At 30.2% G+C, this 25,656-nt stretch carries 39 protein-coding genes; 32 read left to right on the top strand and 7 right to left on the bottom strand.

The features are described from left to right. The first annotated feature begins 5 nt into the window (after nucleotides 1–5). The 30 genes from rpsS to HGB55_RS08660 all read left to right on the top strand — a co-directional run bounded on the left by rpsS (nucleotide 6) and on the right by HGB55_RS08660 (nucleotide 17,656). On the top strand, nucleotides 6–284 hold the full coding sequence (gene rpsS, locus HGB55_RS08805; RefSeq protein ID WP_168816524.1) for a 30S ribosomal protein S19: 279 nt from the start codon (nucleotides 6–8) through the stop codon (nucleotides 282–284). A gap of 10 nt (nucleotides 285–294) precedes the next feature. Next, on the top strand, nucleotides 295–699 hold the full coding sequence (rplV, locus tag HGB55_RS08800) for a 50S ribosomal protein L22 (protein WP_168816523.1): 405 nt from the start codon (nucleotides 295–297) through the stop codon (nucleotides 697–699). A 12-nt stretch (nucleotides 700–711) separates the two neighbouring features. Further along, complete coding sequence (rpsC, locus tag HGB55_RS08795; protein WP_168816522.1) at nucleotides 712–1,434, top strand: 30S ribosomal protein S3; 723 nt, start codon at nucleotides 712–714, stop codon at nucleotides 1,432–1,434. A 23-nt stretch (nucleotides 1,435–1,457) separates the two neighbouring features. Then, the gene (gene rplP / locus HGB55_RS08790) at nucleotides 1,458–1,886 is read left to right on the top strand and encodes a 50S ribosomal protein L16 (RefSeq protein WP_168816521.1); all 429 of its coding nucleotides are present in this window, start codon (nucleotides 1,458–1,460) and stop codon (nucleotides 1,884–1,886) included. 14 nt (nucleotides 1,887–1,900) lie between these two features. Further along, nucleotides 1,901–2,092, top strand: a complete 192-nt coding sequence (gene rpmC / locus HGB55_RS08785) for a 50S ribosomal protein L29 (protein WP_168816520.1) — start codon at nucleotides 1,901–1,903, stop codon at nucleotides 2,090–2,092. An 18-nt stretch (nucleotides 2,093–2,110) separates the two neighbouring features. Next, nucleotides 2,111–2,368 carry a 30S ribosomal protein S17 gene (gene rpsQ / locus HGB55_RS08780; RefSeq protein ID WP_168816536.1) on the top strand — a complete coding sequence of 86 codons (258 nt, stop codon included), beginning with the start codon at nucleotides 2,111–2,113 and terminating at the stop codon, nucleotides 2,366–2,368. A 2-nt stretch (nucleotides 2,369–2,370) separates the two neighbouring features. Next, nucleotides 2,371–2,739 carry a 50S ribosomal protein L14 gene (gene rplN, locus HGB55_RS08775; RefSeq protein WP_168816519.1) on the top strand — a complete coding sequence of 123 codons (369 nt, stop codon included), beginning with the start codon at nucleotides 2,371–2,373 and terminating at the stop codon, nucleotides 2,737–2,739. A gap of 12 nt (nucleotides 2,740–2,751) precedes the next feature. Further along, entirely contained in the window at nucleotides 2,752–3,060 is a 309-nt protein-coding gene (gene rplX / locus HGB55_RS08770) for a 50S ribosomal protein L24 (protein WP_168816535.1), read from the top strand. 2 nt (nucleotides 3,061–3,062) lie between these two features. Beyond that, complete coding sequence (rplE, locus tag HGB55_RS08765) at nucleotides 3,063–3,614, top strand: 50S ribosomal protein L5 (RefSeq protein WP_168816518.1); 552 nt, start codon at nucleotides 3,063–3,065, stop codon at nucleotides 3,612–3,614. A gap of 3 nt (nucleotides 3,615–3,617) precedes the next feature. After that, nucleotides 3,618–3,887 (top strand): 30S ribosomal protein S14, encoded by a 270-nt coding sequence (rpsN, locus tag HGB55_RS08760; RefSeq protein ID WP_168816517.1) that lies wholly within the window; start codon nucleotides 3,618–3,620, stop codon nucleotides 3,885–3,887. A 61-nt stretch (nucleotides 3,888–3,948) separates the two neighbouring features. Further along, the gene (gene rpsH / locus HGB55_RS08755; protein WP_168816516.1) at nucleotides 3,949–4,347 is read left to right on the top strand and encodes a 30S ribosomal protein S8; all 399 of its coding nucleotides are present in this window, start codon (nucleotides 3,949–3,951) and stop codon (nucleotides 4,345–4,347) included. Between the two features lie 17 nt (nucleotides 4,348–4,364). Then, nucleotides 4,365–4,910: a 50S ribosomal protein L6 gene (rplF, locus tag HGB55_RS08750; protein ID WP_168816515.1), complete on the top strand. Its 546-nt coding sequence runs from the start codon at nucleotides 4,365–4,367 to the stop codon at nucleotides 4,908–4,910. A 14-nt stretch (nucleotides 4,911–4,924) separates the two neighbouring features. Further along, complete coding sequence (rplR, locus tag HGB55_RS08745) at nucleotides 4,925–5,278, top strand: 50S ribosomal protein L18 (protein ID WP_168816514.1); 354 nt, start codon at nucleotides 4,925–4,927, stop codon at nucleotides 5,276–5,278. Between the two features lie 6 nt (nucleotides 5,279–5,284). Further along, nucleotides 5,285–5,809, top strand: coding sequence for a 30S ribosomal protein S5 (gene rpsE, locus HGB55_RS08740; RefSeq protein ID WP_168816513.1), 525 nt, complete (start codon nucleotides 5,285–5,287; stop codon nucleotides 5,807–5,809). A gap of 16 nt (nucleotides 5,810–5,825) precedes the next feature. Continuing rightward, nucleotides 5,826–6,008 (top strand): 50S ribosomal protein L30, encoded by a 183-nt coding sequence (gene rpmD / locus HGB55_RS08735; protein WP_168816512.1) that lies wholly within the window; start codon nucleotides 5,826–5,828, stop codon nucleotides 6,006–6,008. Between the two features lie 11 nt (nucleotides 6,009–6,019). After that, nucleotides 6,020–6,472: a 50S ribosomal protein L15 gene (gene rplO / locus HGB55_RS08730; RefSeq protein WP_168816534.1), complete on the top strand. Its 453-nt coding sequence runs from the start codon at nucleotides 6,020–6,022 to the stop codon at nucleotides 6,470–6,472. Nucleotides 6,473–6,484: 12 nt separating this feature from the next. Beyond that, nucleotides 6,485–7,819, top strand: coding sequence for a preprotein translocase subunit SecY (gene secY, locus HGB55_RS08725; RefSeq protein WP_168816511.1), 1,335 nt, complete (start codon nucleotides 6,485–6,487; stop codon nucleotides 7,817–7,819). 1 nt (nucleotide 7,820) lies between these two features. Further along, nucleotides 7,821–8,036 (top strand): translation initiation factor IF-1, encoded by a 216-nt coding sequence (gene infA / locus HGB55_RS08720; RefSeq protein ID WP_068206835.1) that lies wholly within the window; start codon nucleotides 7,821–7,823, stop codon nucleotides 8,034–8,036. A gap of 11 nt (nucleotides 8,037–8,047) precedes the next feature. Beyond that, nucleotides 8,048–8,164, top strand: a complete 117-nt coding sequence (ykgO, locus tag HGB55_RS08715; protein WP_073370549.1) for a type B 50S ribosomal protein L36 — start codon at nucleotides 8,048–8,050, stop codon at nucleotides 8,162–8,164. A 2-nt stretch (nucleotides 8,165–8,166) separates the two neighbouring features. Further along, nucleotides 8,167–8,541 carry a 30S ribosomal protein S13 gene (rpsM, locus tag HGB55_RS08710; protein ID WP_168816510.1) on the top strand — a complete coding sequence of 125 codons (375 nt, stop codon included), beginning with the start codon at nucleotides 8,167–8,169 and terminating at the stop codon, nucleotides 8,539–8,541. 11 nt (nucleotides 8,542–8,552) lie between these two features. Next, complete coding sequence (gene rpsK / locus HGB55_RS08705; RefSeq protein ID WP_168816509.1) at nucleotides 8,553–8,936, top strand: 30S ribosomal protein S11; 384 nt, start codon at nucleotides 8,553–8,555, stop codon at nucleotides 8,934–8,936. 80 nt (nucleotides 8,937–9,016) lie between these two features. Then, entirely contained in the window at nucleotides 9,017–9,622 is a 606-nt protein-coding gene (gene rpsD / locus HGB55_RS08700) for a 30S ribosomal protein S4 (RefSeq protein ID WP_168816508.1), read from the top strand. A gap of 22 nt (nucleotides 9,623–9,644) precedes the next feature. Continuing rightward, nucleotides 9,645–10,637, top strand: a complete 993-nt coding sequence (locus HGB55_RS08695) for a DNA-directed RNA polymerase subunit alpha (RefSeq protein ID WP_168816507.1) — start codon at nucleotides 9,645–9,647, stop codon at nucleotides 10,635–10,637. A gap of 38 nt (nucleotides 10,638–10,675) precedes the next feature. Next, nucleotides 10,676–11,167, top strand: a complete 492-nt coding sequence (gene rplQ / locus HGB55_RS08690; RefSeq protein WP_168816506.1) for a 50S ribosomal protein L17 — start codon at nucleotides 10,676–10,678, stop codon at nucleotides 11,165–11,167. A 98-nt stretch (nucleotides 11,168–11,265) separates the two neighbouring features. Next, on the top strand, nucleotides 11,266–12,393 hold the full coding sequence (gene carA, locus HGB55_RS08685; protein WP_168816505.1) for a glutamine-hydrolyzing carbamoyl-phosphate synthase small subunit: 1,128 nt from the start codon (nucleotides 11,266–11,268) through the stop codon (nucleotides 12,391–12,393). 131 nt (nucleotides 12,394–12,524) lie between these two features. Continuing rightward, nucleotides 12,525–13,811 (top strand): phosphopyruvate hydratase, encoded by a 1,287-nt coding sequence (gene eno, locus HGB55_RS08680; RefSeq protein WP_168816504.1) that lies wholly within the window; start codon nucleotides 12,525–12,527, stop codon nucleotides 13,809–13,811. A 178-nt stretch (nucleotides 13,812–13,989) separates the two neighbouring features. Further along, entirely contained in the window at nucleotides 13,990–15,276 is a 1,287-nt protein-coding gene (locus HGB55_RS08675) for a citrate synthase (protein WP_168816503.1), read from the top strand. Nucleotides 15,277–15,353: 77 nt separating this feature from the next. Continuing rightward, nucleotides 15,354–16,268, top strand: a complete 915-nt coding sequence (locus HGB55_RS08670; protein WP_168816502.1) for a dimethylarginine dimethylaminohydrolase family protein — start codon at nucleotides 15,354–15,356, stop codon at nucleotides 16,266–16,268. A gap of 4 nt (nucleotides 16,269–16,272) precedes the next feature. Then, on the top strand, nucleotides 16,273–17,211 hold the full coding sequence (ctlX, locus tag HGB55_RS08665) for a citrulline utilization hydrolase CtlX (protein ID WP_168816501.1): 939 nt from the start codon (nucleotides 16,273–16,275) through the stop codon (nucleotides 17,209–17,211). Nucleotides 17,212–17,239: 28 nt separating this feature from the next. Then, entirely contained in the window at nucleotides 17,240–17,656 is a 417-nt protein-coding gene (locus HGB55_RS08660; RefSeq protein WP_168816500.1) for an Rrf2 family transcriptional regulator, read from the top strand. A gap of 53 nt (nucleotides 17,657–17,709) precedes the next feature. Here HGB55_RS08660 and HGB55_RS08655 read toward each other — a convergent pair whose 3' ends face one another. From HGB55_RS08655 to HGB55_RS08635, 5 genes are all read right to left on the bottom strand, one after another. Beyond that, entirely contained in the window at nucleotides 17,710–19,509 is a 1,800-nt protein-coding gene (locus tag HGB55_RS08655) for a hypothetical protein (protein WP_168816499.1), read from the bottom strand. Between the two features lie 204 nt (nucleotides 19,510–19,713). Beyond that, entirely contained in the window at nucleotides 19,714–20,433 is a 720-nt protein-coding gene (locus HGB55_RS08650; RefSeq protein WP_168816498.1) for a head GIN domain-containing protein, read from the bottom strand. A 94-nt stretch (nucleotides 20,434–20,527) separates the two neighbouring features. Beyond that, nucleotides 20,528–22,267: a PspC domain-containing protein gene (locus tag HGB55_RS08645; RefSeq protein ID WP_168816497.1), complete on the bottom strand. Its 1,740-nt coding sequence runs from the start codon at nucleotides 22,265–22,267 to the stop codon at nucleotides 20,528–20,530. Beyond that, on the bottom strand, nucleotides 22,264–22,605 hold the full coding sequence (locus tag HGB55_RS08640; protein ID WP_168816496.1) for a PadR family transcriptional regulator: 342 nt from the start codon (nucleotides 22,603–22,605) through the stop codon (nucleotides 22,264–22,266). The genes HGB55_RS08645 and HGB55_RS08640 overlap by 4 nt, the downstream gene beginning before the upstream one ends. Nucleotides 22,606–22,637: 32 nt before the next feature. After that, nucleotides 22,638–23,009 carry a DUF4870 domain-containing protein gene (locus HGB55_RS08635; RefSeq protein WP_168816495.1) on the bottom strand — a complete coding sequence of 124 codons (372 nt, stop codon included), beginning with the start codon at nucleotides 23,007–23,009 and terminating at the stop codon, nucleotides 22,638–22,640. Nucleotides 23,010–23,164: 155 nt separating this feature from the next. Between HGB55_RS08635 and HGB55_RS08630 the strand changes: the two genes are divergently transcribed. Together HGB55_RS08630 and HGB55_RS08625 are read left to right on the top strand one after the other, a co-directional pair. Continuing rightward, nucleotides 23,165–23,626 (top strand): DUF4442 domain-containing protein, encoded by a 462-nt coding sequence (locus HGB55_RS08630; protein ID WP_168816494.1) that lies wholly within the window; start codon nucleotides 23,165–23,167, stop codon nucleotides 23,624–23,626. A gap of 16 nt (nucleotides 23,627–23,642) precedes the next feature. Beyond that, entirely contained in the window at nucleotides 23,643–24,443 is an 801-nt protein-coding gene (locus HGB55_RS08625) for a TIGR00266 family protein (protein ID WP_168816493.1), read from the top strand. Between the two features lie 10 nt (nucleotides 24,444–24,453). On the opposite strand, the gene HGB55_RS08620 is transcribed toward HGB55_RS08625, so the two are convergent. Beyond that, the gene (locus HGB55_RS08620) at nucleotides 24,454–25,092 is read right to left on the bottom strand and encodes a hypothetical protein (protein ID WP_168816492.1); all 639 of its coding nucleotides are present in this window, start codon (nucleotides 25,090–25,092) and stop codon (nucleotides 24,454–24,456) included. Between the two features lie 2 nt (nucleotides 25,093–25,094). Further along, on the bottom strand, nucleotides 25,095–25,589 hold the full coding sequence (locus HGB55_RS08615; RefSeq protein WP_168816491.1) for a sigma-70 family RNA polymerase sigma factor: 495 nt from the start codon (nucleotides 25,587–25,589) through the stop codon (nucleotides 25,095–25,097). Nucleotides 25,590–25,656: the final 67 nt, after the last annotated feature.

Below are 25,656 nucleotides of genomic sequence, written 5' to 3'. Positions count from 1 at the left end.
GAGATATGGCACGTTCATTAAAAAAAGGACCTTACGTTTTTCGTAAACTTGAAAAGAAAGTTCAAACAAATATAGAATCTGGAAAAAAATCTGTTATCAAAACTTGGTCAAGAGCATCAATGATAACACCGGATTTTGTTGGACAAACAATTGCAGTTCATAACGGGCGTCAATTTGTTCCGGTTTATGTAACTGAAAATATGGTAGGTCATAAATTAGGAGAATTTTCACCAACGCGTTCATATAGAGGACATGCAGGTGCAAAAAATAAAGGAAAAAAATAAGTAGGTAATCATGGGAGTTCGTAAAAAAATAAGAGCACAGCAGATAAAAGAGGAAAAAAAGCAATTAGCTTTCGCTAAGCTTACAGGTTGTCCTACATCACCAAGAAAAATGCGCTTAGTAGCGGATTTAGTTAGAGGAGTTGAGGTTGAAAAAGCACTTCAGATCTTAAAATTTAATTCAAAAGAAGCTTCAATTAACCTTGAAAAGCTTTTACTAAGTGCAATAGCAAACTGGCAAGCAAAAAATGAGGATTCAAATATAGAAGATGCCGGTTTATTTGTAAAAGAAATTTTTGTAGACAGCGCAGGAATGTTAAAAAGATTAAGACCAGCACCTCAGGGTCGTGCACATCGTATTAGAAAACGTTCTAATCACGTAACTTTAATCTTAGGAAGTAAAAACGTAAGCAATTAATCATAAGTAGAAATGGGACAAAAAACAAATCCAATAGGAAACAGAATAGGCATTATCAGAGGATGGGATTCTAACTGGTATGGAGGAAGAAACTACGGAGATAAAATTGCAGAAGACGATAAAATAAGAAGGTATGTATATGCCCGATTATCAAAAGCAAGTGTTTCTAAAGTAATTATTGAGCGTACACTTAAACTTGTAACCGTTACTATCACTACTGCTAGACCTGGTATTATTATCGGAAAAGGTGGACAAGAGGTGGACAAGTTAAAAGAAGAACTTAAAAAAATTACTGGTAAAGAAGTACAAATCAATATTTTTGAAATTAAACGCCCGGAATTAGACGCTCGTTTAGTAGCTGAAAGTATAGCAAGACAAATTGAGAATAGAATCTCATACCGTAGAGCTATCAAAATGGCTATCGCGGCTACTATGCGTATGAATGCAGAAGGAATTAAAGTACAAATATCAGGTCGTTTAAATGGTGCTGAAATGGCGCGTTCAGAGCATTATAAAGAAGGTAGAATCCCTTTATCAACCTTTAGAGCAGATATTGATTATGCACTTGTAGAAGCTCATACTACCTATGGCCGATTAGGTGTTAAAGTATGGATTATGAAAGGCGAGGTTTATGGTAAAAGAGAATTGTCACCACTAGTTGGTCTTTCTAAAAAACAAGGAAAGAGTGATAATAGAGGAGGAGCAAAGAAATCACAAGCTCGTAGAAGAAAATAAATTTTTAAAATTTAGAAGGTAAAATGTTACAGCCAAAGAGAGTAAAATATCGTAAAGTACAGAAGGCGAAAGGCAATATGAGTGGAAATTCGCAAAGAGGACACCAACTTTCAAATGGAATGTTTGGTATCAAATCTTTGGAACAGAATTTACTTACATCTCGTCAAATTGAAGCAGCTCGTATTGCTGCAACTCGATATATGAAAAGGGAAGGACAATTATGGATTAAAATATTTCCAGATAAGCCAATTACTAAAAAACCATTAGAAGTACGTATGGGTAAAGGTAAAGGTGCTCCTGAATATTTTGTAGCCGTAGTTAAACCGGGTAGAATTATGTTTGAAGTAGGTGGTGTACCTATGAATATAGCAAAAGAAGCTTTACGATTAGCAGCACAAAAACTTCCTGTGAAAACAAAATTTGTTGTGGCTAGAGATTTTGATAACGCTTAATAATCGATTACAAAATGAAACAATCTGAAATTATAGAATTATCAACTGAAGAGTTACAAGATAAACTTGGAAGTTTAAAAAAGAGTTATACTGATCTTAAAATGGCTCACGCAATATCACCATTGGAAACTCCAATGCAATTGAGAGCAATTAGAAGAACTGTAGCAAGAGTGTCTGCAGAATTAACTAAAAGAGAATTACAATAATTGTATTCAGTAGTAAAGATGGAAAAAAGAAATCTTAGAAAAGAGAGAATAGGTGTAGTTTCAAGTAACAAAATGGAAAAGTCCATTGTTGTTTCTGAAGTAAAAAAAGTGAAACACCCTATGTACGGAAAATTCGTGTTAAGCACTAAAAAATATGTTGCACACGATGAGAAAAATGATTGCAATATTGGAGATACTGTTAAAATAATGGAAACACGTCCGATGAGTAAATCAAAACGTTGGAGGTTAGTAGAAATCCTAGAAAGAGCAAAATAATTATGTTACAGACAGAATCAAGATTACGAGTAGCAGATAACACAGGAGCTAAAGAAGTTTTAGTTATCCGCGTTTTAGGAGGAACAAAAAAGAGATATGCCTCTATCGGTGATAAAATTGTAGTAACTGTTAAGGATGCTACACCAAACGGATCGGTAAAAAAAGGTCAAGTTTCTAGAGCAGTAGTTGTTAGAACGAAGAAAGAAATCAGAAGAAAAGATGGATCTTATATTAGATTTGATGACAATGCTTGTGTATTGTTAGATGCTTCTGAAGAAATGAAAGGAACACGTGTATTTGGTCCTGTTGCAAGAGAACTTCGTGAAAAACAATTTATGAAAATTGTATCATTGGCACCTGAAGTGCTTTAATAAACAAGTAAGATTATGAAGTTAAAGATAAAATCAGGAGATACTGTTAGAGTTATGGCAGGTGATCATAAAGGAGAAGAAGGAAAAGTTGTAAAAATCTTTTCTGACAAAAATAGAGCAATTGTTGAAGGTGTTAATATGATATCTAAACATACAAAACCTAGCGCACAAAACCCACAAGGAGGTATTGTTAAAAAGGAAGCTTCAATTCACTTATCTAATTTAATGTTACTTGAAAATGGAGAAGTAACAAAAGTAGGTTATAGAATAGAAGGCGATAAGAAAGTTAGGTTTTCTAAAAAATCTGATAAAGCAATTTAGTTATGGCTTATATACCAAGACTTAAAGAAGAGTATAAAAGTAGAGTTATAAAAGCTCTTACTGAAGAATTTGGCTACAAAAATGTAATGCAAGTTCCTAAATTACAAAAAATTGTAATTAGTAAAGGAGTTGGAGCAGCGGTAGCCGATAAGAAATTAATTGATTATGCCGTTGATGAATTGACTAAAATTTCAGGTCAAAAAGCAATATCAACCATATCTAAGAAAGACGTTGCAACTTTTAAATTACGTAAAGGAATGCCAATTGGAGCTAAAGTTACTTTACGTGGAGAGAAAATGTATGAGTTTTTAGATAGATTGGTTACAGCATCTTTACCTCGTGTAAGAGATTTCAACGGAATAAAAGCAAATGGTTTTGATGGTAGAGGAAACTACAATTTAGGAATTACTGAACAAATCATTTTCCCAGAAATTGATATTGATAAAGTGAACAAAATTAGTGGTATGGATATTACATTTGTAACATCTGCTCAAACTGATAAAGAAGCAAAATCATTATTAAGTGAATTAGGTTTACCATTTAAAAAGAATTAAGGAATGGCTAAAGAATCAATGAAAGCCCGTGAGGTTAAAAGACAAAAGTTAGTTTCAAAATTTGCTGATAAACGCAAAGCTTTAAAAGAAGCCGGAGATTATGAAGCATTACAGAAATTACCTAAAAATGCATCGCCAGTTCGTTTACACAACCGTTGTAAATTAACAGGAAGACCTAAGGGGTACATGAGACAGTTTGGTATATCACGTGTAACATTTCGTGAAATGGCAAACCAAGGTTTAATACCAGGAGTTAAAAAAGCAAGTTGGTAAAATTATAAATTGGTTTAAGGTTCAGTATACTACTGAAAACCAAAACCGCAAATTAATAAATATGATCACAGATCCAATCGCAGATTATCTAACTAGAGTTAGAAATTCAATTATGGCAGGCCATAGAGTTGTCGAAATACCAGCTTCAAAAATTAAAAAAGAAATAACTAAAATCTTATTTGATCAAGGTTATATCTTAAGTTATAAATTTGAAGACAATAAAGTTCAAGGTACTATTAAAATAGCTTTGAAATACGATAAAGTAACTAAGGCTTCAGTAATTAGAAAATTACAACGTGTAAGTACTCCAGGATTACGTAAATACGTTGGTGCTGATGAAATGCCTAGAGTTTTAAACGGATTAGGTATAGCAATAGTTTCTACATCAAAAGGTGTTATGACTAACAAAAATGCTCGTAAAGAGCATGTTGGTGGAGAGGTTTTATGTTACGTATATTAATAAAGAACTAGAGAAAAATGTCAAGAATAGGAAATAACCCAATCACTTTACCAGAAGGTATTACATTTGATATTAAAGAAAATGTAGTAACTGTTAAAGGAAAGTTGGGAGAGTTAACTCAAGAAATAACTGATGATATTAGTGTTAAAGCTGAAGATGGTAGTATTGTATTAGAACGACCATCAGATAGTAAAATCCATAAAGCAAAACATGGTTTATACAGAGCTTTAATAAATAATATGATTATTGGAGTTTCAAAAGGATGGACAAAAGAATTAGAGCTTGTTGGTGTAGGTTATAGAGCAAGTAATCAAGGGCAAGTATTAGACTTAGCTTTAGGTTTTTCTCACAACATAATTATTGATGTAGCTCCTGAAATACAAGTTGAAACTATTTCAGAAAAAGGAAAAAATCCAATTATTAAATTAACTTCATATGATAAACAACTTGTAGGTGCTTTGGCGGCTAAGATTAGATCTTTCCGTAAGCCTGAGCCATATAAAGGAAAAGGAGTTAAATTTAAAGGAGAAGTATTAAGAAGAAAAGCAGGTAAATCTGCATAATAATTTATAGTATTATGGCATTATCAAAGCTTGAAAGAAGACAAAGAATTAAGCATAGAATTAGAAAAGTTGTATTTGGTACAGCAACTAAACCAAGATTATCTGTGTTTAGAAGTAATAAAGAAATTTATGCTCAATTAGTAGATGATAACACTGGAAATACATTAGTTTCAGTATCATCTAGAGATAAAGAAATCGAATCAACAGGAACTAAAATTGATGTTGCTAAATCAGTTGGAAAAAGTATAGCTGAAAAAGCAATTAATGCAGGAGTAGAAACAGTTGCATTTGATAGAAATGGATTTTTGTATCACGGTAGGGTTAAAGCTCTAGCAGACGCTGCAAGAGAAGCAGGTTTAAAATTTTAATAAATTATGTATCAAAAATACAGTAACGTAGAAAGAGTAAAACCTAGCGGGTTAGAACTACAAGATCATTTAGTAGGTGTTCAAAGAGTTACTAAAGTAACTAAAGGTGGTAGAGCATTCGGTTTTTCAGCTATTGTTGTAGTTGGAGATGGAAACGGTGTAGTAGGTCACGGTTTAGGTAAATCTAAAGATGTAGCTTCTGCAATTGCAAAAGCAATTGAAGATGCAAAGAAAAATTTAGTAAGAATTCCGATTATCAATCAAACTTTACCTCACGAACAAAAAGGTAAATTTGGTGGAGCTAAAGTATTTTTAAAGCCGGCTTCACATGGTACAGGAGTTATTGCTGGTGGAGCAGTACGTGCAGTACTTGAATCAGTAGGTGTTCATGACGTACTTTCAAAATCGCAAGGATCATCAAATCCTCATAATGTTGTTAAAGCTACATTTGACGCTTTATTACAACTGCGTAGTGCTAGAATGATTGCTCAAGAGAGAGGAGTTTCTTTAGAAAAAGTATTTAAAGGATAAAACAACAAGGATTACGATGGCAAAGATAAGAGTAACACAAGTAAAAAGTAAAATTAGACGTCCACAAAATCAAAAGAGAACACTTGAGGCGCTAGGTTTGCATAAGGTTGATCAAGTAGTAGAACATGAAGCTACTCCAGCAATCCTTGGAATGGTAAATAAAGTTAAACACTTAATTTCTGTTGAAGAAATTAAATAACATTTTATATGATGACATTAAATAACTTACAACCTGCAAAGGGATCAGTTAAAACACAAGGTAAGCGTGTAGGTAGAGGAGAAGGGTCCGGTAAAGGAGGTACAGCTACAAGAGGTCATAAAGGAGCAAAATCTCGTTCAGGATATTCTAGAAAAGTAGGATTTGAAGGAGGTCAAATGCCTTTACAAAGACGTGTGCCAAAATTTGGTTTTAAAAATATTAACCGTAAAGAGTATGTAGGTGTTAATTTACATAAACTTCAAGAGTTAGTTGATAATAATAAAATTACTGATACAGTAACTGTTGATACACTTGTAGAAAATGGTTTAGCTCGTAAAAGTGACCTAATTAAAATTTTAGGTAATGGAGAATTGAAAGCTAAACTAAATATAACGGTTCATAAATTTACGGCAACAGCAAAAGCTGCAATTGAAAGTGTTGGCGGAACTGCTGAAACTTTATAATAAGTATTATAGATGAAGAAATTAATTCAAACCATTAAAGACATTTGGACAATAGAAGAACTTAGAAATAAGATTTTATTGACACTTGGATTAATGGCCATTTATCGTTTCGCTGCTCAAGTGCCACTTCCGGGAATTGATATTGCTGCTGCACAAACAGCACTTCAAAATCAAACAAGTGGTGGAGGAATTTTAGGTTTACTTGATATGTTTACAGGAGGTGCTTTTGCAAAAGCATCAATAGTTGCATTAGGTATTATGCCTTATATCTCTGCATCTATTGTAGTTCAGTTAATGGGAATAGCTGTTCCTTATTTACAAAAACTACAAAAAGAAGGAGAAAGTGGTCGAAAAAAAATAAATCAAATTACACGTTGGTTAACTATTGCAATAACAATGGTACAGGGACCGGCTTATATTACTAATATTTACCAATTAATTCCTTCATCAGCATTTTACATTAGTGGAAGTATGTTTTGGTTAAGCTCAATGGTAGTTTTAACCGCCGGAACTATTTTTGCAATGTGGCTTGGAGAGAAAATAACTGATAAAGGAATTGGGAATGGTATTTCATTATTAATTATGATTGGTATTATAGCTCGTTTTCCAGGATCTTTTATACAAGAAGCTGTTTCTAAAGTTACAGCATCTGATGGTGGTTTGATTATGATTTTAATTGAGGTAATTATGTGGTTCTTTGTAATTATGATATGTGTTTATCTTGTTACTGCAGTTCGTAGAATAGCTGTACAATATGCAAGAAAAACTGTAGCAGGAAATATTAAAAGCGTTGCCGGAACTAGAGATTATATTCCGTTAAAATTAAATTCTTCAGGAGTAATGCCAATTATATTTGCACAAGCAATTATGTTTGCACCAGCTTTATTGGCAAGATCTGGAAATGAAACAATAAAAGCTATTGGAATTCAATTTTCTGATATGTTTGGTTTTTGGTATAATTTATTATTTGCTGTATTAATAATTGTTTTTAGTTATTTTTATACTGCAATTACTATACCTACAAATAAAATGGCTGATGATTTAAAAAGAAGCGGTGGATTTATACCGGGTGTTAGACCTGGAAAAGATACTGCAGAGTTATTAGATAGAGTTTTATCTTTAATAACATTCCCAGGATCATTATTTTTAGCTGCAGTAGCTATTTTACCTGCTATTGTTGTTAAATTTGGGTTAACTCAATCATGGGCTTTATTTTATGGGGGAACATCATTATTAATTATGGTTGGAGTTGCAATAGATACCATACAACAGATTAACTCTCATTTATTAAATCGTCACTACGATGGTTTAATGAAAAAAGGAACTAAAAGAAAATCAGTAGCATAATATGGCAAAACAACCAGCAATACAACAAGATGGAACTATTACAGAAGCTTTGTCTAATGCAATGTTTCGTGTAGAGTTGGAAAATGGACATATAGTAACAGCTCATATTTCAGGTAAAATGCGTATGCATTATATAAAATTATTACCTGGAGATAAAGTTAAACTAGAAATGAGTCCATACGATTTAACAAAAGCAAGAATTACTTACAGATATTAAAGTATAAACCGATGAAAGTTAGAGCATCAGTAAAAAAGAGAAGTGCCGAGTGCAAAATTGTGCGTAGAAAAGGCAGATTATATGTAATCAATAAAAAGAATCCTAGATTTAAACAAAGACAAGGATAGTTATGGCAAGAATAGCAGGTATTGATATTCCAAAAAATAAAAGAGGTGTTATTGCATTAACATATATTTTTGGAATCGGTAAAAGTAGAGCTAAAGAAATTTTAGCTGCAGCAAAAGTTGATGAAAACACTAAAGTTCAAGATTGGACTGACCAAGAGATTCACGACATAAGAGAAGAGGTTGGTAAATTCAATATTGAAGGTGAATTACGTTCTGAAATTCAAATAAGCATTAAACGATTAATGGATATTGGATGTTATAGAGGTATTCGTCATAGATCAGGATTACCTTTAAGAGGTCAAAGAACCAAAAACAATTCTAGAACTAGAAAAGGTAAAAGAAAAACTGTAGCTAACAAGAAAAAAGCAACTAAATAATAACTAATATTATGGCGAAAGCAAGTTCAAAAAAACGTAAAGTTATTGTTGAGGCAGTTGGTGAAGCACACATCACAGCTTCATTCAACAATATAATTATATCATTAACTAATAAAAAAGGTGATGTAATTTCTTGGTCATCAGCCGGGAAAATGGGTTTTAGAGGTTCAAAAAAGAATACTCCTTATGCTGCTCAATTAGCTGCAGAAGATTGTGCAAGAGTAGCACATGAAGCAGGAATGAGAAAAGTAAAAGTGTATGTAAAAGGACCAGGTAACGGTAGAGAGTCTGCAATTAGATCAATTCACAACTTAGGAATTGAAGTTTCAGAAATAATCGATGTTACACCATTACCACACAATGGTTGTAGACCACCAAAAAGAAGAAGAGTATAATAATTAAATTTTAACCGATAGGAATTAGATTATCGAAGGATAAGCCTTAATTCATAATCCCTATCAATTAACTATTAAAAATGGCAAGATATACAGGACCAAAAACTAAAATTGCTCGTAAATTTGGAGAAGCAATTTTTGGGGATGATAAATCTTTTGAAAGAAGAAATTATCCTCCAGGACAACATGGAGCTAACAAGCGTAGAGGAAAAAAATCTGAATATGCAATCCAGTTAGCTGAAAAACAAAAAGCTAAATATACTTACGGTATTTTAGAAAAACAGTTTTCAAACTTATTTAAAAAAGCATCTAGTAGTAAAGGTATTACAGGTGAAATTTTATTACAACTTTGCGAATCACGTTTAGATAATGTGGTATTTAGATTAGGTATAGCGCCTAGCCGTAGAGCAGCTCGTCAATTGGTGTCTCACCGTCATATAACTGTAAATGGAGAGTTGGTAAATATACCATCTTATTCATTAAAAGCTGGTGATGTTGTAGCGGTAAGAGAAAAATCAAAATCATTAGAAGCTATCGAAGAATCTTTAGCTAACAGAAATGATGTTTACGAATGGCTTTCTTGGAATTCTGAAACCAAACAAGGTAATTTTGTTAGTGTACCGGAAAGAATTCAAATTCCAGAAAATATTAAGGAACAATTAATAGTAGAGTTATACTCTAAATAATTTTAAAGATACCTATTCAATTATGGCAATTTTAAATTTTCAAAAGCCCGATAAAGTAATTATGATTGATTCTACCGATTTTGAAGGTAGATTCGAATTCAGACCATTAGAGCAAGGATTTGGTCTAACTGTTGGTAATGCTTTAAGAAGAGTGTTATTATCTTCATTAGAGGGTTTTGCAATAACATCTCTTCGTATTGAAGGTATTGAGCACGAATTTTCAACAATTAAAGGTGTTGTTGAAGATGTTACCGAAATTATTTTGAACTTAAAGCAAGTGCGTTTTAAGAAGCAAATTGAAGAGACTGACAGAGAAACTGTTAATATTTCAATTTCTAATCAAGAGCAATTAACAGCAGGAGATTTACAAAAATTTATTTCTGGATTCCAAGTTTTAAATCATGACCTAGTTATTTGTAATATGGAAAAATCTGTTTCTTTAGATTTTGAAATTACAATTGAAAAAGGTAGAGGTTTTGTAGCAGCAGAAGAAAATAAAAAATCTGGAGTAGCATTAGGAACAATTTTTACAGATTCAATTTTTACACCAATAAAAAATGTAAAATATGCTGTTGAAAATTTCCGTGTTGAACAAAAAACAGATTATGAAAAATTGGTATTTGATATTGTTACTGACGGATCTATAAATCCGAAAGATGCTTTAACAGAAGCAGCAAAAATATTAATTCACCATTTCATGTTATTCTCTGATGAACGAATTACTTTAGAAGCAGATGAAATTGCACAAACTGAAACATATGATGAAGAATCATTACATATGAGACAGTTGTTAAAAACTAAATTAGTGGATATGGACTTATCTGTAAGAGCACTAAATTGTTTAAAAGCTGCAGAAGTTGATACATTAGGAGACTTGGTATCATTTAATAAAAATGACTTAATGAAGTTCCGTAATTTCGGAAAAAAATCTTTGACTGAATTAGATGAACTAGTTCACAATAAAGGTTTAAGTTTTGGAATGGATTTAAGTAAATATAAATTAGATAAAGATTAATTTAAAACTAAGGTTTTAATTAAGATAAGATATAAGCGATGAGACACGGAAAGAAAATTAATCACTTAGGAAGAAAAACAGCACATAGAAAAGCTATGTTATCTAATATGGCTTGTTCTTTAATTGAGCATAAGCGTATTAATACAACTGTTGCTAAAGCTAAAGCATTGCGTCAGTATGTTGAACCTTTAATTACAAAATCTAAAGAAGATACTACACATAACCGTAGAATTGTATTTAGTTATTTGAAAAACAAATACGCTGTTACAGAATTATTTAAAGAAGTTTCTGTAAAAGTTGCAGATAGACCGGGAGGATATGTAAGAATAATTAAATTAGGAAACCGTCAAGGAGATAATGCTTCAATGGCTATGGTTGAATTAGTTGATTATAATACTACATATAACCCTAATGGGGCTAAGAAAAAGAAAACTACTCGTAGAGGTAGAAGTAAAAAAGCTGTTGAAACTGTTGAATCTCAAGTTGAAGAAACAGTAGAAACTAAAAAAGAGAAAAAAGACGATAATTAATGATATATTCGTTGATAATATTAAAAGGATAAACTAAAAATAGTTTATCCTTTTTTTTATATTTGAAAACTAACTAGTTTAAAGTTACAATAAAACAAATGAAATATACAAAACGTAAAAAAGCAATTTTACTTTTAGCTGATGGTACAATTTTCGAAGGTAAATCTATAGGGAAAGATGGTACGGCCTTTGGGGAGATTTGTTTTAATACTGGTATGACAGGTTATCAGGAAATTTTTACAGATCCTTCATACTTTGGGCAAATAATGTTAACTACAAATGCCCATATTGGTAATTATGGTATTAATAATGAGGAGATTGAATCTGAATCAATAAAAATTGCAGGTTTAGTTTGTAAAAATTTTAGTTTTAATTATTCAAGAGATAATGCTCAAAATTCTTTAGAAAAATATTTTGAAGAACATAATTTAATGGCTATCTCTGATATTGATACAAGAGCAGTAGTACGCTATATTAGAAATAAAGGAGCTATGAATGCTGTTATTTCTACCGATACAGATATTGAAGTTTTAACAGAAAAGTTAAAATCTGTACCAAATATGGTGGGTTTAGAGTTGGCTTCAAAAGTATCAACAAAGGAGCCTTATTTTTTTGGGGATGAAAATGCTCCTTTTAAAATATCAGCTCTTGATATTGGTATAAAAAAGAATATTTTAAGAAATTTAGCTAAAAGAGGATGCTATATTAAAGTTTTTCCATACAATGCTACATTTGAAGAAATGAATTCTTTCAATCCAGATGGTTTTTTCTTATCTAATGGTCCGGGAGATCCGGAACCACTTAAAGATGCTCAACAAATAGCTAAAGAAGTCATTAAAAGAAATATACCTTTGTTTGGAATTTGTTTAGGGCATCAAATAATTGCTTTAGCTAATGGAATACCAACTTATAAAATGCATAATGGACATAGAGGAATAAATCATCCAATTAAAAATATAATTACAGGTAAAGGAGAGATTACATCTCAAAATCATGGTTTTGTTGTAAGTAGAGAGGAATTAGAAAAAAATGAAGATTTTGAAATTACTCATATACATTTAAATGATAACACTATAGCAGGAATGAGAATGAAAAACAAAAATTGTTTCTCTGTTCAATACCATCCTGAAGCAAGTCCCGGTCCACATGATTCTTCATATTTATTTGATGAATTTATTGAAAATATTAAATTATCAAAAGAAATGAATATAAAAGCCATTAAATAAGTAAGTTAATGGCTTTTTTATTAAATTTAAAAAACGAAAACGTTATCGTATAAAAGGTTTAAAATAAAAAATCATTTAGTCTTAAATTCGTAACTTTGAACTAGAAAATTAACAAATAAAATAATAAAACAATGAGTATAATTTTAAGTGTTCATGCACGTCAAATATTTGATTCAAGAGGTAATCCAACTGTAGAAGTTGACGTGATTACTGAAAATGGAATTTTAGGTAGAGCAGCTGTTCCATCAGGAGCTTCAACCGGAGAGCACGAAGCTGTAGAACTAAGAGATGGAGGTAAAGATTATATGGGTAAAGGAGTTTTAACTGCAGTTAAAAATGTAAATGAGATTATTGCTGAAGAAATTTTAGGTATGTCTGTTTTTGAACAAAACCTAATTGACCAAACAATGATTGAATTAGATGGAACCAAAAACAAATCTAAATTAGGTGCAAACGCTATTTTAGGTGTTTCTTTAGCTGTTGCTAAAGCTGCAGCTAATGAATTGGATTTGCCTTTATATCGTTACGTTGGTGGTGTAAGTGCAAAAACATTACCAGTTCCAATGATGAACATTATTAATGGTGGTTCTCACTCAGATGCACCAATTGCTTTCCAAGAATTTATGATTATGCCTATTAAAGCTAAAAACTTTACTGCAGCAATTAAAATGGGAAGTGAAATATTTCACAATCTAAAAAAATTAATTCACGATAGAGGTTTAAGTACTGCTGTTGGTGATGAAGGAGGTTTTGCTCCAACATTTGACGGAACAGAAGACGCTATTGAAACTGTATTAAAAGCAATTGAAAATGCAGGATACAAACCTGGAGACGAAGTTAAATTAGCATTAGATTGTGCATCTGCAGAGTTTTATGTTGATGGAAAATATGATTACACAAAATTTGAAGGAGATAAAGGTGTAATTAGAACTTCAGAACAACAAGCCGATTATTTAGCGGAATTAGTTTCTAAATATCCAATTATATCTATTGAAGACGGAATGGATGAAAATGATTGGGATGGTTGGAAATATTTAACAGAAAAAGTAGGAGATAAAGTGCAATTAGTAGGTGATGATTTGTATGTTACTAATGTTGAACGTTTAGCTAAAGGAATTGAAAATGGTATTGCTAATTCAATTTTAATAAAAGTTAATCAAATAGGTACTTTATCGGAAACAATTGCAGCTGTTAATATGGCACATAATGCAGGTTATACGTCAGTTATGTCTCACCGTTCAGGTGAAACTGAAGATAATACCATTGCAGATTTAGCTGTAGCATTAAATTGTGGTCAAATAAAAACAGGTTCGGCATCTCGTTCAGATAGAATGGCGAAATACAATCAATTATTAAGAATTGAAGAAGAGCTTGGAAATGTGGCATATTATCCACAAGAGAAAGCATTTAAAATTTAATAAGTAAAATTTTATTTTAATGAAAAAAGCTGAGATTTTTCTCGGCTTTTTTGCATTTGTAACAATATATACATAATTTAAAAATCAGTATGCTAATTTCTTTCAAGATAACGTAAAAATAGTTAAATTAGCTTTAATTTAAAACCTATATTAATAATAAAATATACCTATATAAGTCATGTCAAATATTGCGATTTTAGAAATTGATGGTAAAAAGTACGAATTTCCAATTGTTAAAGGAACTGAAAATGAAATTGCCATTGATATTAAAACATTGAGAAGTGTAACCGGAGGAATTACTACTTTAGATCCAGGATATAAAAATACGAGTTCTTGCGAAAGTGAAGTTACTTTTTTAGATGGTGAAAAAGGAATATTGCGTTATAGAGGATATTCAATAGAAGAGTTGGCTGATAAATCAGATTTTTTAGAAGTAGCTTATTTATTAATTTTTGGTGAATTACCTAGTAAAGAGCAAAACGAAAAATTTCATAGAGATATTCAAAAAACCGCATTGGTTGATGAGGATGTTAAAAAAATATTGGATGGTTTTCCTAAAACAGCGCATCCAATGGGAGTTTTATCTGCTTTGACAAGTGCATTAACAGCATTTAATCCTAAAAGTGTAAATGTATCTTCAGAGGAAGATATGTATAAAGCGATTGTAAAAATTTTAGGTAAATTTCCTGTATTAGCAGCATGGACATATAGAAAGGGAGAAGGATTACCACTTGAATATGGTGACAATTCTTTAGGTTATACCGAGAATTTCTTAAAGATGATGTTTGCACTTCCAAATGAAAGATATGTTTCTAACCCTGTTATTGTTGAAGCATTAGATAAATTACTTATTTTACATGCAGATCATGAGCAAAACTGTTCAACATCTACAGTTAGAATTGTAGGATCTTCACATGCAGGTTTATTTGCATCACTTTCAGCAGGTATTTCAGCACTTTGGGGACCACTTCATGGTGGAGCTAACCAAGCAGTAATAGAAATGTTGGAAGCTATTAAAGAAGATGGAGGAGATTATCAAAAATATATAGAAAAAGCAAAAGATAAAGATGACCCTTTCCGTTTAATGGGATTTGGACATAGAGTATATAAAAACTTTGACCCTAGAGCAAAAATTATTAAAGTTGCTGCTGAAGAAGTTCTAAATGATTTAGGAATTGATGATCCTGTTTTAGATATAGCTAAAGGTTTAGCTGAAGTTGCCTTAAATGATGAGTATTTTAAATCGCGTAACTTATATCCAAATGTAGATTTTTATTCAGGAATTATATATAGAGCTTTGGGAATTCCAACACCAATGTTTACAGTTATGTTTGCATTAGGACGTTTACCGGGATGGATTGCACAATGGAGAGAAATGCGTTTACGCAAAGAACCAATTGGAAGACCAAGACAACTTTATGTTGGAGCAACTGAAAGATTGTTTGTAAAAGAAGAAAATAGATAATAATTTATTTAAATTATTTAAAAAAACCTCATAGTAGTTTATGAGGTTTTTTTATTTTTATTCCCAAATTTATTTATATGATAAAATTAAATGTTCAAGATGAAACTTCTCGTCTTAGGGCTGTGGTTTTAGGTACAGCAATTAGCAATGGACCTGTACCCAAATTAGAAGATGCCTACGATCCAAAATCAGCTGAATATATAAAAGCAGGAACATACCCTAAAGAAGAAGACATGATTTTTGAAATGGAAGCTTTAAACAAAGTATTTGAAAAGTACAACGTTAAAGTTTATAGACCTGAAATTATTAAAGATTATAACCAAATTTTTTCACGAGACATTGCTTTTGTTATTGAAGATAAATTAATTAAATCGAATATTTTACCCGATAGAGAGCAGGAAATTGAGGCAATTCAATATGTTTTAAATCAGATAGATTCTAATAAAATTATTGAAACAACAGAAGATGTTCATTTTGAAGGTGGAGATGTAATGCTATGGAATGATTATATTTTTGTTGGTACATATAAAGGAGATGATTATGCAAATTATATTACTGCAAGAACAAATATGAAAGGAGTTAATTTTATAAAAGAATTATTCCCTCATAAAATTGTTAAAGAATTTGATTTAGTAAAATCAAATACTAATGCTAAAGAAAATGCACTACATTTAGATTGTTGTTTTCAACCAATAGGAAAAAATAAAGCAATAATACATAAAGAAGGTTTTAGAGATGTAAATGATTATAATTACCTTGTAAATCTATTTGGAAATGAAAACTTATTTCATATAAACAAAGATGAAATGTATCAAATGTACTCAAATGTTTTTTCCATTTCACCTGAGGTTGTTGTGTCAGAAAAAAACTTTACAAGATTAAATAATTGGTTGAGAGCAGAAGGTTTTACAGTTGAAGAAGTACCTTATGCCGAAATTTCTAAGCAAGAAGGATTATTAAGATGTACTACAATGCCTTTGATAAGAGATTAATTTTATGAAACAAATTACAAATACAATATTAATGATTCGACCTGTTTCATTTAGAATGAATGAACAGACAGCAGTAAATAATTACTATCAAAAGGTTTTAGATAATTTAACACCTGAGACTGTTCAGTTCAAAGCTTTGCAAGAATTTGATGCTTTTGTTGAAAAGTTGAAAGATATTGGTGTTACTATTGTTGTAATAAATGATACAAAAGAAACTGATACTCCTGATTCAATTTTTCCGAATAATTGGGTGTCATTTCATAAAAATGGTGATGTTGCAGTATACCCAATGTTTGCTGAAAACAGAAGATTAGAAAGAAGAGAAGATGTTTTTGAAACTTTAGAAACTATAGGCTTTATAATTGATAATATTTTTGATTATACCGATGCTGAAGAGGAAGGTTTATTTTTAGAAGGTACAGGAAGTTTAGTATTAGATAGAGTTCATAAAAAAGCTTATTGTGCATTGTCTCCAAGAGCCGACGAAGATTTATTAATAGAGTTTTGTGAAGATTTTGAATATACACCTGTTCCATTTACCGCATTTCAAACTGTAAATAATAAGAGACTTCCAATATACCATACAAATGTTATGATGTGTTTAGGAGATTCATTTTCGGTTATTTGTTTGGATAGTATTGATGATAAAAAGGAAAGAAAGAATGTTATAAAACATTTAAAAGAAGATGGAAAAGAAATTATAACTATTTCTGAAGATCAGGTTACTAATTTTGCCGGCAATATGTTGCAAGTTTTAGGAGCAGATAATGAAAAGTATATTATTATGTCAACATCAGCATATAAAAGTTTAACAAGTCAGCAAATTCAAAAATTAGAAAAATATAGTAAAATACTTCATAGTTCTTTAGATGTAATTGAGGCTTGCGGAGGTGGAAGCGCACGATGTATGATGGCTGAAGTTTTTTTGCCAAAAGAATTATAAGTTATTTTTATAATTTGTAATTTTAAGGATGATTTCAAAAAAAACGAAATACGGTTTAAAAGCGCTAAGCTACTTAGCAAAGCAAGAAAAAAATATACCTGTTTTAATTTCTGATATTTCCACATCAGAAAATATTTCAAAAAAATTTTTAGAAAGTATTTTACTTACACTAAAAAAAAGTGGCATTCTTTCGTCTAAAAAAGGAAAGGGAGGAGGCTATTATTTACTTAAAAAACCAAAAGAAATTAAAATTTCAACGATTATTAGAATTTTGGAAGGACCAATAGCAATGTTACCTTGTGTAAGTCTAAATTATTATGAACGTTGTGACGATTGTGTTGATGAAAAAAAATGCAGTTTAAACAGGCTTATGGCTGATGTGCGTGACAGTACTTTACGAATATTAGAAAATAAAACGTTAGAAGATTTTCATTGTGGTTCGTAAATATTGCTAAAATTATACAAAAGGTACTTCAAAAGAAGTACCTTTTTTTTTGTTTATGCAACGGTAGCTTTAATATTTAGCAGTTTATTTTTTAAATTGTTCAACTCTTCCAGCAAAGTTTTTTTATTAGCTTCAAAATGACTTTTTGTATTTGAAAACAGCTCTTGATAATATTTAATTCCATCTTTTAAATTTTGCTCAAAATTGACTAAATATTTTTGCTGTTTTATTGAAAAAGAATGGTTAAACTCATCTACTTTTTTTGAAAAATAATTGATATACATTTCTAATTCTTTAATAAACATATTTGGACGGTTATTTACTGAAATTACATCAGTTTTACCATAAATATGGCTTATCATATCTTTTAATGAAAGCTCTTTTGAAAAATAGGCCATGTTTGGACCAGGACAAATAGCAACTCCTTCAGAGATACCTTTTTGCTCAATATTATATTCTATAAGTGCTGCATTTGCTAAACCTTCACACAAACAAGCTTTCTCTGTAATTTGAGCTCTTTTTTGTTTGTTTTCGGTTGAATTTAAAACTTCATCATTAAGTTCTTTTAATTTTATTGACTGGTACTTTTTTGAAGCGGTACAAATTGCTTTTTCTGAATAATCTGTATTAGATGCTAAAAACTTTTTTGGACAAGAACTACCGGCACTATTATTTGATATTCGTTTGTTTTTTATTATTTCATTTGTGTTACCTCTTAAACTATTGAAAGGGACTCCTAAAGGAGAAATATTGCTTAAATATAAATCCTTTTCTGTTGCATTTTTTAATGCGTTTAAAGTAGTTGAATCAACTGTAGTAGCTTCAGGAACCAATAAAAAAGGAGTTCCCCAACCTATAGAATTTAAATTATAGTTTTCTAATAAAAATTCGTGCTCTTTTGAAGTACCAACACCACCTTGTACAGTAATATTTAAAGACAATGGTGAGTCAGGTATATATTTTTCTTTATTTTTTAAAGCTTCAACTAATAAAGTATGTACATCATTTATCAATGAAATTTTGTTGTTTTTAAATTCCTCTAAAATTGGTCCTAATAAATAACCTTCTGTTGCAAAAGCATGTCCTCCACAATTTAAACCCGATTCTATTCTATATTCAGAAACCCAAAGTCCTTTTTTAGCTAAAAATTTGCCCTGAATTAAAGCCGATCTATAATCACTTACTTTTAAGATAATCTTCTTTTTCAGAATATTATTTTCAGTTGGATAAAAATCATCAAAATTTTCAAAATAACTATATAATCTTGGGTTCATTCCTGCAGAAAGAACAATAGACGATTCTAATTTGCTATTTGCAAAACCTCTTAATGCAGCATGTGCATCATTGTATTCTTGAGGTAGTAATTCTTTATTATTATAATTGGGTTTGTCAAGCTTAGTCATAATATTCACATCAATATTACCGGGTTTCAAATTATGTTGAATCCATTTATTTAAATCCTCTTTTAAGGTATTGTTTTGAACAGCTTTAATAAAATTTTGTTTTAAATCAGAAAAATCAGGAAGCATATCAATATACTTTTCAAATTCACTGCTTTTTTCATCAAAACTTTTTTTAAGATTTTCAAATGATTGTTTTACAATTGTATCTACGGTATTTAAGTAAGATGTAATTCTTTTAGCTCTATAATCTTCAACTTTTTTTGAAATTGATTTATAAGGAATTTCAAATTTTTTAGAATAATATTCATTCATTTTCTCAATAATAATATCATCAACAATTGAAATTACTGACGAAATACCATATTTTGCAATTTTAATAGGACTGTCAATTGTAAAAGCAAGTCCCATTACCGGTATGTGAAAAGAATGAGGATTGTTGTTAATTTGCATTTATTTTATATGTTTTTAGTTTTAAGTTTAGTAATTAGTAATACTAATAAATGCCAATGTAACGTATTAAATTAATTTCAAATGTGATTATTATCAATTTTATTATACTTAGCTTCTTAATTGTGATAAATTTAACTATGTTCATAAAAAAAGCCGGTTCAAATATTTTGAACCGACTTAACAATTTAAATATATAAATTGGAATTAGCTTCCTGAAACACTACCTCCGGAAGAGGTATCTTTATTAACATCAGTAGGATTTCCTTCATAATCAACATCACCACCGCTACTAGCTTTAGCTGTTAATTTTCCTGATACATTTACATCAATATTGGCTCCGCTACTTGCTTTTGCAAAAGCATCAACAGTTTCTAGTTTATCGGCATCAATAGTACTACCACTGCTTGCATTAGCCGAGAATAATTTAGTTTTACCATAAATATCTATATCAGCACCACTTGAGGTAGAACTTGTTATTTCATCAGCAATTACATTTACTTTAATTGAGCTTCCACTGCTGGAATCTAAATCTAAAGTATTTACTTGCAATGTATTTTCTGATTTTACAAAAGCACCACTTGACGTTTTAATTTTAGAAATTTTAGCGGTTGTTAAATAAACATTACGAGCTTTTGCTCTATATACATTTTTTTCAAAATAAACTTTTAGTTCGTTATTTCTTACTTCGGTTATAAGTAAATCTATAATATTTTCATCGGCTTCAACATTAATATTGGTTGAGTTTCCTTGAGTTAAGTACAAATTAATACCTTGTTGTACTTTAATAGCTTCAAAATCAGAACTAATTGTTCTATCTTCTGTTATTACATCTCCATTACCTCTAATTCCGGTAATACCATCAATACAACATGATGTTGATATAAGAAGTAATAATATTGCTGTAACTTTGGTTAATGTTTTCATATATATAATTTTAGGTTAGTTCAAAAGTATTTTATTGAAATTTTAATTAATAAATAAATTGTATGAGTTGTTGAATTTAATGTATGAATTGTAATTATTGAATTTTAACACCATTTTGGTCTATTTTAACTTCAGCTTTATCTTCACCATCATTTATTTTTATTTCAACACCGCTATCATCAATATTAAGTTTAAAATGATCGTTCTCATTTTTATAATCTTCACCAAATACGTTTGAGTCACAATCTAAACACTCTAAACCATTTTCAGTCATTTTATAATAATGTTTAGGCATATCTCTATCGTGTATGTTTTGAATATTTTCAACATCATCTAAAAAAGTATTTGTAGAACTGTCAAGATAAATTATAGAGTTTTCAGGCAAATAAATAGTGATATCAATCATTTCCTCTTTAAACTTGTTCTTAAAATCAGTTAAAAAGTAGCCATTTAGAAGCAAATCTTTATTATTTAAATTGAATTGATATTCAATAGCTTCAGCGTCGTTATTTGCTTTTAAACGACTTTTTCCCTCGGCTTCTTTTCTTATTTTTATATAACCACTATCTTTATCTGTAGGTTTTACATCTACACTAATTCTAGTGGAGTATAGTTTTTTTGTATTATTTTCATACACAGTTTCATAACTGTAGCGTTTTCTTAATTCTCTACTGACAGATAAATTTTCATCAGCAACCATTTTAATTTTTAAAGTATCGGCAGCTATTATTGGGAGTTCTTCAGTTTGATTATAAACGCCATCATAAGCAGTTTGCGTGGCAAAATTGATTCCTGCAAAGCCTAAACCTAATAATGATATTATCCAAACACCCAATAATGATAATTTTGTTGTTGTGTTAAACGATTTTATATTACTTGATAAAATTCTTAAGCCTAACATAAATAATACAAAAAACGGAATTCCAATTGCAATAAAAGCTAAAATTAGCAGTAACCATGGTGGAAGAATTGAGTCAAAAAAGAACGGAGGATAATGAACATAATCTTCACCAAAACCTAAAACTTCAAAACTTCCCCAAGAAAATAAACCAAAAATTAAAGCTATTAATGTTGCTGCTGCAATAAATATTAAAAAAGCTCCAACAAGTTTACCCAGTACATTAAATATAGCTAGAAAAACTTTGGCTAATGTGTCTATTATTTCCTGCATTCCTGATTTTGCTTTATTTTGAAATTCAGAACTTTTTACCTTGCTGGTAACATCGTTTACGCCTTCCTTAACTTTTGAAGTAGCATCTTGAAATTCTTCTCTAATTTTTTTTTCAATATTACTAATGTTAACAGGTTTGCCTTTCATTTGTAATTTTTCAGCTGTTGTTTCAGCTTGAGGAATTAATATCCAAAGTAAAATATAAATAGGAATTCCCAATCCAAATCCGGCAAAAACCAATAATATCCAAGCTAATCTTATCCAAATTGGGTCTACACCAAAGTAATGTGCCAAACCGGAAGATACACCTCCCAAAAATTTATCTTCACCATCTCTAAATAGTTTTTTTGAAGATGTTTTTGGGCGTTGGGTTGGTTCATCATCAAAAAGTTCTTCATCAACTAAATAATCTTCAGGTTTCCCCATTATTTTTGTTATTTCGTCAATATCATTTTCATTTATAACTTGACGCTCATCTTTAATTCTTTCAGAAAGTAATTCTCCAATTCTAAGTTCAATATCATTTAAAATTTCATCTCTTCCTTGCGGATCATCACTTAAAGATCGTCTAATAGCATCTAAATACAGTTTCAGTTTTTGATAAGCTAATTCATCAATATGAAAGAAGATGCCTCCTAAATTTATATTAATTGTTTTGTTCATTTTTCTGTTGATTTATTGGTAGTTACTATGTTTACTGCTTCTACAAGTTCGCTCCAAGTAGTGTCTAACTCTTTTAAAAATAATTTTCCTGTTTCGGTTAAAGCATAATATTTTCTTGGTGGTCCTGATGTTGATTCTTCCCAGCGATAACTGAGCAAACCGGCATTTTTTAATCTAGTAAGTAAAGGATAAATGGTACCTTCAACTACTAATAACTTTGCATCTTTTAACTGCGATAAGATTTCAGAAGTATAAGCATCTTCATGTTGTAATATAGAAAGTATGCAGTATTCTAAAACTCCTTTTCGCATTTGAGCTTTTGTGTTTTCTATCTTCATAAGTTAAGATTTAATATGTTAAATGCCATAGGCTATTTAATAAATTCAATTGTAAATGGGTAATCATATAATTCACCATTACTAGCTTTAATACTTGCAGTAATTACAAATATTAACGTTAAAATTATGGCAGGAATAATTCCTAAAATAACTGCTACCAATCCTAAACCTAATGTTAAAATAGTGATAGGAATTATTAAAATGGCTAATAAGAAACTATATAAAGTAAGGCTTAATTGAAAATTCAATGCAGCTTTGCCATGATCATCAATAAAATCACTATCGTTTTTTTTGGCAATCCACATAATAAGTGGAGCAATGATGTTTCCAAAAGGGAAAAACCATCCAAAAAAAGTACTTAAGTGTAAAATTGTGCTGTAATTTTTATCGTTTTGAGTAATCATAATTATTAGTTTTAGTAATATCTTATGCAAATATATGTATAAAAAATAGTATTATGCAAAACATAGTACTGTTATTTAACATATATTTAACAAAAAAATGTTTTTTTACGCTGAGTAATTTTAATTAACTTGTTGCCTTAATAATAAAATTATAAATGAAAGATACTGTGAAACAAATGAATAGGTTTTTGATGTTTAAATTACCATCAGCCTATTTGTGTGGTGTTAAATTAAGAGAATTAACCAATGAAAAAACAATTGTTACTGTAACTTATAAATGGATAAATCAGAATCCGTTTAGATCTATGTATTTTGCAGTGCAATCAATGGCAGCAGAGTTAACTACAGGTGCTATGGTTATAAATAAAATAAGAGAATCAGGTAAAAGTATTTCAATGTTAGTTACAAACCATAAAGGAACTTTTACCAAAAAAGCTGTTGGTAAAATTACATTTACATGTAATGATGGAGAACGTATTAATGAGGCTTTGGCTAAAACAATAAAAACGGGCGAAGGACAAACAATTGTTATGAAATCAGTTGGAGTTGATGAAGCCGGAGATCAAGTTTCGGCCTATGAATTTGAGTGGAGTGTGAAATTAAAAATTAAAAAATAATTAAAACTTTATAATTATGAATGCACATGAGATAGATTACCATATTTATGGTGAAGAAATGCAATACGTAGAGATTGAGTTAGACCCGCAAGAAGGTGTAGTTGCGGAATCGGGAAGTTTTATGATGATGAGTGATGGTATTAAAATGGATACTATTTTTGGAGATGGGTCTAATCAAAGCCAAGATATTTTAGGTAAACTTTTTTCTGCCGGGAAAAGGTTACTAACAGGCGAAAGCTTATTTATGACTGTTTTTTCTAATATAAGTGTAGGGAAAAAGAAAGTTTCATTTGCAGCACCGTATCCGGGACAAATTATTCCTATAGATTTAAGTGAATTAGGAGGTAAATTTATTTGTCAGAAAGATGCTTTTTTGTGTGCAGCTAAAGGTGTATCCGTTGGTATTGAATTTTCAAAACGTTTGGGTAGAGGTTTGTTTGGAGGTGAAGGTTTTATTATGCAAAAATTAGAAGGAGACGGATTAACATTTGTCCATGCCGGTGGAAATATGAGCAAAAAAGTATTACAAGCAGGTGAAGTGTTAAAAGTTGATACAGGTTGTGTAGTTGGTTTTACTAAAGATGTAAATTATGATATAGAATTTGTTGGTGGAATAAAAAACACAGTGTTTGGTGGTGAAGGTTTGTTTTTTGCAACTCTTCAAGGTCCTGGAACGGTTTATGTACAATCATTGCCTTTTAGCAGATTAGCTGGAAGAGTATTGGCATTAGCACCACAAACAGGGAATAAAAGACGAGGTGAAGGAAGCATTTTAGGCGGTATTGGTGATCTATTAGATGGAGATAATCGAATATAATTAGATAATTTTAAAACTCCATATTTTCTAATTCTTTATAGTTTTTAGTTAATCTTCTTAATAAAATTCCATAAATAATTCGGTAATAAAGCCAAATAACTCCTAACATTAGAACTCCAAAAACAATTTGAAGAATTAATGTAATAAGCAATAACTTATCGTTGTCAATAGGTTTGTTATTTGGGTTCATAAATTCAATTAAAATATCAGGTTTTGAAAACATAACTATGTTAAACACAATTAATATAATTATGTAAAGGGCAATATTGTAGAATACATAATAGTTTACTGTTTTACGAGTTTTAATAATTTTTTTCATTAATAAACTTGTATCATCTGCTATACAAATTGATTTATAGTTTTTATAAAAAAGATATATAAATAGGATAGTTATAACATAATTTACAGTTAAAGAGATATATAGTAAAGAGTTTAAATTAAATTTCTCATAAATTTTATAAACGCTTTCTGGAGCTAAAAAATCAATTAGTGTCCAAAATAAAAGTTCAGCAATACTTATTATAAAAATCCATTTTACTATTGAAGATGATTTTTTATGTATCATTTTATAAATCTCATTATATGAGACTTGTGGATAATCAGCACTTCGCTTTTTCCAATCCTTTTTCAATAAATCTAGTTCATCCATAATTACGGATTTAATATTGTTTTTAAGCGCGTCTTAATTCTATTCATTTTCACTCGTGCATTCACTTCAGAAATACCTAATGTTTCAGCTATTTCTTTATAATTTTTATCTTCTAAATACAAAAAAATTAAGGCTTTTTCAATATCAGATAATTGATGAATAGCTTTGTACATTAATTTTAATTGCTCTTCTTCTGTATTATCATAATTGGTTGCTTCAATTTTGTGTAAAACACTTTCAAAATCTTGTGTTTGAACACTTCTTTTTGATTTTCGGTACAAAGTAATTGCCGTATTCAGTCCAATTCTGTACATCCAGGTACTTAATTTAGAATCACCTCTAAATTTTGGGTATGCTTTCCAAAGCTGAATGGTAATTTCCTGAAACAAATCGTTGTGAGCTTCTTGGTTTGTAGTATAAATTCTACATACTTTGTGAATTATATTCTGATGTTGTTCAAACTCAGAAATAAATTTATGTTCAATTTCTTTATTCACAAATTTTGATTAGCTTCAAGTAATAAGTATACTTAAAATTTAATTTGTTACAAGTTCAAGTAAAAAA

Source organism: Lutibacter sp. B1, from assembly GCF_012524075.1.
Lineage (GTDB): Bacteria > Bacteroidota > Bacteroidia > Flavobacteriales > Flavobacteriaceae > Lutibacter.
Note: the sequence above shows the minus strand (reverse complement) of the source record. Positions and strands in the feature narration are given on the sequence as shown.